Source organism: Gammaproteobacteria bacterium, assembly GCA_036381015.1.
In the GTDB taxonomy this organism is placed as follows: Bacteria; Pseudomonadota; Gammaproteobacteria; order Steroidobacterales; family Rariloculaceae; genus ZC4RG20.
The window spans coordinates 37,439-43,838 of record DASVDR010000036.1; the positions used below are offsets into that span (position 1 = coordinate 37,439).

The window sequence follows — 6,400 nt, forward strand, 5'->3', positions numbered from 1 at the left end:
TTCACCCTTTTTGAACGACGACGTCCCTATAGGCCTGTTGGCCGGCCTGCTCATCGTTCTTCTGCTCCTTTCTGCGTTCTTCTCGAGTACTGAAACGGCTCTGATGAGCCTCAACCGTTATCGGTTGCGGCACGCAGCGCGGTCCGGAAACCGCTCCGCAAAGCTCGCGGAGCAGCTGCTCGAGCGACCCGACCGTCTGATCGGGCTCATCCTGCTCGGAAACAATACCGTGAACCTCGGCGCCGCGGCGCTCGTCACCGTGCTCTCGCTGCGGGTCGGCGGTGAAAGCGCGGTGCTCGCCGGCACGCTGATCCTCACGTTCGTCGTGCTGATCTTCGCCGAGGTGGCGCCGAAGACGATCGCGGCGCTGCACCCCTCGCGGATCGCGATGCCGGCCGCTCTGATCTACTACCCGTTGCTGAAGGTGGCCTACCCCTTCGTCTGGTTGATCAACCTCTTCGCGAACGGGCTGCTCCGCCTCGCCGGCGTCCGCGCGGACCAGATCGCCGCGAATCTGTTGAGCGCCGAGGAGCTGCGCACGGTCATCGCCGAGGCCGGCGTCATGGTGCCGCGCCGGCACCAGCGCATGCTGCTCAGCATCCTCGACCTCGAAGCGATCACCGTGGACGACGTGATGGTGCCGCGCCAGGAGATCGTCGGCATCGATCTGGACCGGCCCTGGGAGCAGAATCTCGCGCTCATACAGCACAGCCCGCACGACCGTCTCCCGGTCTACCGCGACGACATCGACAACATCATCGGTGTCGTCCGCACGCGGAAGCTTCTGCCAGAGCTCGCGAAAGGCACGCTCACGGAGCAGAAGCTGCTCGAGTACACGCGCGAGGCTTACTTCGTCCCGGAGGGCACGCCGCTCAACAAGCAGTTGCTGAACTTTCAGCAGCAGAAGCGCCGCTCCGCGTTCGTCGTGGACGAGTACGGCGATGTGCAGGGCCTGATCACCACGGAGGATCTCCTGCGCGAGATCGTCGGCGAGCTCGAATCGGAGCCGGTGCTGTCGGAGGTGGGCGTCACGCGCGAGAGCGATCGGAGCTATGTCGTCGATGCGAGCGCGAACATTCGGCGGCTGAACCGCCTGATGAACTGGAATCTGCCGACCGACGGCCCGAAGACGTTGAACGGCCTGATCATCGAGCAGCTGGAGACGATCCCCGCCTCCGGCACCGGCCTGATCGTCAACGACTACCCGATCGAAATCCTGAATACCACCGAGCACGCGATCAAGCAGGTCCGCGTCTTCACGCCGAACGCCGACGAGCCCCCGCAGCTGCGCGCCGCCCAAGGCTGACTCCCGAAAAAGGTGTCAGACACCTTTTCGCGTAAATTTGAAGGGTGTCAGACACAGCGCAGCGCGTCGGCGAGCTTCTCGACGGCAGTCACTTCGATCGTGCGCGGCTGGCGCGGACGGTTGCCGCGCGGGATCAGCGCTCGGGCGAAGCCGTGCTTCTCGGCTTCGGCCAGCCGCTCCTCCCCGAACGGCACCGGCCTGACTTCCCCCGTGAGGCCGATCTCGCCGAAGACCGCGAGGTCGGCCGGCACCGGACGCTCGCGGCAGCTCGACAGCACGGCCAGGGCGACGGCGAGATCGGACGCGGTCTCCGTCACGCGAAGCCCGCCGACGACGTTCGCATAGACGTCGCATTCGCCGAGCGCGACGCCGCCATGCCGGTGCAGCACGGCGAGCAGCAGCCCGAGCCGCTGCGGATCGAAGCCTTGCGCGAGACGGCGGGGATGCGCAGAGAGCGTCTGATCGACGAGCGCCTGCACCTCCACGAGCACCGGCCGACTCCCCTCCCGCGTCACGAGGGTGACGCTGCCGGGAACGGGCTCGGTGCGCTTCGCGAGAAAGATCGCCGACGGGTTTTTCACCTCGCGGAAGCCGTCCTCGCTCATCACGAAGAAGCCGAGCTCGTTGGCCGCGCCGAAGCGATTCTTGACGGCGCGGATCACGCGGAAGCGGCTGCCGGCGTCGCTTTCGAAGTAGAGGACGGTGTCCACCATGTGCTCGAGCACGCGCGGACCGGCGAGCATTCCCTCCTTCGTCACGTGGCCCACGAGCCATGTCGCGACCGTGCGCGTTTTCGCGAACCGCACGAGTTGCGCGGCGCACTCGCGCAGCTGACTCACGGAGCCGGGAGCGGATTCGAGCGTGTCGGTGTATAGCGTCTGGATCGAATCGATGACCAGCACGGCCGGCGGCGCGGCCTCGAGCCGCGCGAGCACTGCCTCGACGCAAGTCTCGGCGAGGAGCTCGACCGGCGCGCTATCCACGCCGAGCCGCCGCGCCCGCATCCCGATCTGATCGAGCGACTCCTCGCCGGTCACGTAGCAGACGGAGCCCGCGGCCGACAGATTCGCGAGCGCCCGCAGCAGCAGCGTCGACTTTCCGATTCCCGGGTCCCCGCCGATCAGCACGACGGACCCGGGCACGAGACCGCCGCCGAGCACGCGGTCGAGCTCGCCGAGACCGCTCGACAAGCGCTCGACGCCGCCCGGCTCGAGCGCGTCGAGCCGGGCGAGCTCGACGCGTCCGGCATACTGCGCGCGCTGTGCGCGCTCGCCCGCCGGCGACTCCACGAGCGTGTTCCACGCATTGCAGTCCGGGCACTGCCCCTGCCACTTCGGCTGTCGCGATCCGCACTGCTCGCACACGTAGCTCGATCGCGTCTTCGTCGACCTCGGTTTCGGCATGCGCGGAGCATAGCGGAAACTCGCCCGCCGGCGATCGCCCGCCGCACCGGCGGAAATGTGAAGTGCGTCAAGGCCGATGGACTTCGAAGAACCGGAATCGCGAGAATTATGTATGATTTGCGCTCGAACAAGTTTGACTTCGAAGCCCGCTTCAACGGCCGGGTGGTGCACGGTCCGGCAGGGTCGCGGACTCGTGACGGGGACGGTCGCCGTGCGCGCCGAGCATGCACGTCAAAGGAGAAACGTGAAAGGGCACACGGACTTATTTGCGCTCGATGCTACGCTGTGCCGGCCGCTGACCGGCCGATTGCCCATCCAGGGAAACTCCATGACGAAGCCGAAGTTCGTGTCCGCCGACGAGCCTCGCCCGGCTGTCCCCGAGCCTCGTGCTCGAGAGCTTCCGTTCGCTCCCGCCGCCCCCGGCCGGCGGGCCTCCCGCATGCCCTTTACCCGGGCCGAAACAGGTCCCGTGCCGTGCTTTGCTGCCCGGCTCGCCTGATCCGCCCCCGCGGCACGTCCGACCGCTTTCCGGATCCCCGAAACCGCAATGAGTCTCAAAGGGAAGTTCGCCCACGTCGAGATGACGGATGTCGGCCGAGTGCGGGATCACAACGAGGACGCGATCGCCGCGGAGCCGGAGCTCGGGCTCTGGGTGCTCGCCGACGGCATGGGCGGCTACAACGCCGGCGAGGTCGCGAGCGGCATTGCGGTGAAGACCGTCATCGAGATGGTCACCGCCGCATGCAAGCGCGAGAAGCGCAACGACATCGAGCCGGCCTCCGGCTACATGCGCCAAACCATCGCGCTGCGCGACGCCGTCGCGCGCGCGAACAAGATCATCAACCAGACGGCGCAATCGCAGCCGCAATGCGAGGGTATGGGCACGACGCTCGTGGCCTGCCTCTTCTACGACAATCGGGTCTCGGTCGCGCACGTCGGCGACTCCCGGCTGTACCGCCTGCGCGGCAACAAGTTCGAGCAGATCACGATGGATCACTCGCTGCTCCAGGAGCTCGTCGATCGCGGCTTCTATTCGCCGGAGGAGGCGCAGCGCTCGACGAACCGCAACTACGTCACGCGAGCGCTGGGTGTCGAGCCCACGGTCGACGTCGAGGTGCAGGAGGTCGAAGTTCAGCGAGGCGACTACTTCCTGCTTTGCTCGGACGGCCTTCCGGACATGGTCGAGGACGAGGACATACATTTGACGATCAGCACGTTCGACTCCGACGTGGATACGATCGCCGAGCAGCTGATCAAGCTGACGAACGACAACGGCGGGCGCGACAACGTCTCCGTCGGCCTCGTTCACGTGATCGACTCTTTCCCGGCCGACGCCGGGCTGCTGGGGAAGTTTCGTAGTCTATTTGGGTAAACCGGGACGACAGCGATGCCACGTTTGATCCTTAGCTTGGATGGCCAGACCTTGGCCGAGTACAACATGACCAAGGAGCGCTATACCGTTGGCCGGCTGCCGGACAACGACATCCGCATCGATAACGCGGCCGTCAGCGGGCACCACTCGCTCCTGATCAACATCCTGAACGACTCGTTCCTCGAAGACCTGAACAGCACCAACGGGACGTACGTCAACGGCAAGCTGATCAAGAAGCATGCGCTGCAGCACGGCGACGTGATCACCGTCGGCCATCACCAGCTGCGGTACGTCGACGACAGGGCCGACCAGGCTCCGGAGGACGAGTTCGAGAAAACGATGGTCATCGAGCCCAGCGGCCGCATGGAGAAGCAGGTCGCGAAGGCGGCCCGCGTCGCGGAGGCGGCGGCCGCGAGCGCGTCGCTGCGGGCGGTTCCGTCGTCGGCCGCCAAGCCCGCGAAGGAATTCTCGCCGACCGCGACGCAGGAGGTCGATCCGGCGCACGTGCCCGTGCTGCCGCTCGCGAAGCTGCAAGTGCTCTCCGGCTCGTTCGCCGGCCGCGAGCTCGCGTTGACGAAGGCGCTCACGACGCTCGGGCGTCCCGGTGTGCAAGTCGCCGCGATCACGCGGCGTCAGGAAGGGTATTTCATTGTCCATGTCGAAAGCGGCAAGGACGAGGACTACCCGCGCGTCAACGGCATGAGCATCGGCCCGCAGGCCCGCAAGCTCCAGGACAACGACGTGATTCAGCTCGCCGGCGTGAAGATGGGCTTCTTCATGGACTGACGGCGACGCGGCGGAAGCTCGCTGCCGGCCTCGCGGCGCCCCGCCCGGCGATCGGGCCGGCGGCTAGAACACCCCTTCCCCGTACGCCTCGGCCACGAGATTCTCGAACTTCGTGAACTCGCCGAGAAACGTCAGGTGAAACTCGCCGACCGGACCGTTGCGCTGCTTGCCGATGATGATGTCGGCGACGCCTTTCCGCGGAGTGTCCGGCTCATAGACCTCCTCCCGGTAGATGAAGACGATCAGGTCGGCGTCCTGCTCGATCGCACCGCTGTTGTGACTCACGATGCCGTCGGCGAGCCACGATTCTTCGCCGGGCACGGTCAAGTCGTAGACGTCCTCCTCACCCGCGTCTTCGACCGCGACGACCGGGTCCCAGAAGAGATCATCGTCGCAAAGCTCGGGCAAACGATCGTCCCGCAGGACGACTGCCGGCTCCGGCAGCCGCCGCGCTAGCGCGAGCCGATCGCCCGGCTCGATCTCGGAGATCGGCACCCATCCATGCGCGGCAAGCAGCCGATGGTCCGCCGTCGCGCGGATCGAGCGCCCGCTCGCGAGCCGCACGCGCACTACGGGCCGGCGCCCGACGCACCAAACCTGGTAAGCGCCCACGCGCTTGAGGCGCCCGCTCCGGTCCACCGCCCAAACCTCCGGCGCCGAGCCGACCAGGTCGCGAATCGGTACCCGCCGTCCGTCGGCAAGACAGACGCGCGTGTCGCCCGTCACGCATTCGCGAAGGTCCGACATCACAGGCTTCTTGTCCGCCCGCTGCTCGACGCTGCGATTGAGCTGCGACAGCGCGATGACGGGGACGTCGAGCTCCTTCGCGAGAGCCTTCAGCGACCGCGAGATCTCCGAGATCTCGGTCGCCCGGTTCTCGACGGTGCCGGTGACCTGCATGAGCTGAAGGTAGTCCACGACGATCAGCCCGAGGCCGTGCTCGCGCTTCAGCCGTCGCGCCCGAGCGCGCACCTCGGTCGGCGTGAGCCCGGCGCTGTCGTCGATGAAGATCGGCGCATTCGACATCATCGACACCGCGGACTCGATCCGCGACCAATCCTCGTCGGTCAGCCGCCCGGTGCGAAGGTGGGACTGGTTCACGCGCCCGATCGAGCCGATCATCCTGAAGCTGAGCTGCTCGGCCGACATCTCCATGCTGAAGATCGCCGTCGGCACTTGATGACCGATCGCCGCGTTCTCGGCGATGTTCATCGCGAACGTCGTGTTGTGAACGATGACGTCCTCGGCGACGAAATTGTGGTGCTCGGGAACGGTAAGGTCGTAGACCTGCTTCAGCCCGCTGTAGCGAATGGCTTCGATGCGGTCCCAGTAGATGTCGCCCGTGGCGAATTCACGCTGCTCGGCTTCCTCGCGGACGGGGAAAGGCTCGACCTCCGCGCTCGAAGCCGCGCCGCCGCATTCTCGCAGCGCGGCCTCCGCCGCGGCCTCGTTGCCGAAGATGCCGATCTCCCGCACGAAGCGGGCGATGTCCGACCGAGCAATGCACAGCTCGTACCGCCGAAGGCCGCCGCG

General features: G+C 66.6%; 5 protein-coding genes. 3 read left to right on the forward strand and 2 right to left on the reverse strand.

Features of this window, described 5'->3' with window-relative positions; all coding sequences use genetic code 11:
- The first annotated feature begins 37 nt into the window (after window positions 1–37).
- Window positions 38–1,306: an HlyC/CorC family transporter gene (locus tag VF329_12755; protein HEX7081875.1), complete on the forward strand. Its 1,269-nt coding sequence runs from the start codon at window positions 38–40 to the stop codon at window positions 1,304–1,306.
- Window positions 1,307–1,353: 47 nt separating this feature from the next.
- Here the strand turns inward: VF329_12755 and radA are convergent, their stop codons facing one another.
- Window positions 1,354–2,709, reverse strand: a complete 1,356-nt coding sequence (gene radA / locus VF329_12760; GenBank protein ID HEX7081876.1) for a DNA repair protein RadA — start codon at window positions 2,707–2,709, stop codon at window positions 1,354–1,356.
- Window positions 2,710–3,256: 547 nt separating this feature from the next.
- Here radA and VF329_12765 point away from each other — a divergent pair.
- The gene (locus VF329_12765; GenBank protein ID HEX7081877.1) at window positions 3,257–4,081 is read left to right on the forward strand and encodes a Stp1/IreP family PP2C-type Ser/Thr phosphatase; all 825 of its coding nucleotides are present in this window, start codon (window positions 3,257–3,259) and stop codon (window positions 4,079–4,081) included.
- Window positions 4,082–4,096: 15 nt separating this feature from the next.
- Window positions 4,097–4,867 carry an FHA domain-containing protein gene (locus VF329_12770; GenBank protein HEX7081878.1) on the forward strand — a complete coding sequence of 257 codons (771 nt, stop codon included), beginning with the start codon at window positions 4,097–4,099 and terminating at the stop codon, window positions 4,865–4,867.
- 63 nt (window positions 4,868–4,930) lie between these two features.
- On the opposite strand, the gene VF329_12775 is transcribed toward VF329_12770, so the two are convergent.
- Window positions 4,931–6,400: DnaB-like helicase C-terminal domain-containing protein (locus tag VF329_12775; GenBank protein ID HEX7081879.1), on the reverse strand; the 1,470-nt coding region annotated here is incomplete at its 5' end.

Excerpts from the sequence above, each read along its gene's own strand:
- radA (HEX7081876.1), bottom strand. The coding sequence starts at position 2,709 with ATGCCGAAACCGAGGTCGACGAAGACGCGATCGAGCTACGTGTGCGAG.
- VF329_12765 (HEX7081877.1), top strand. The coding sequence starts at position 3,257 with ATGAGTCTCAAAGGGAAGTTCGCCCACGTCGAGATGACGGATGTCGGC.
- VF329_12770 (HEX7081878.1), top strand. The coding sequence starts at position 4,097 with ATGCCACGTTTGATCCTTAGCTTGGATGGCCAGACCTTGGCCGAGTAC.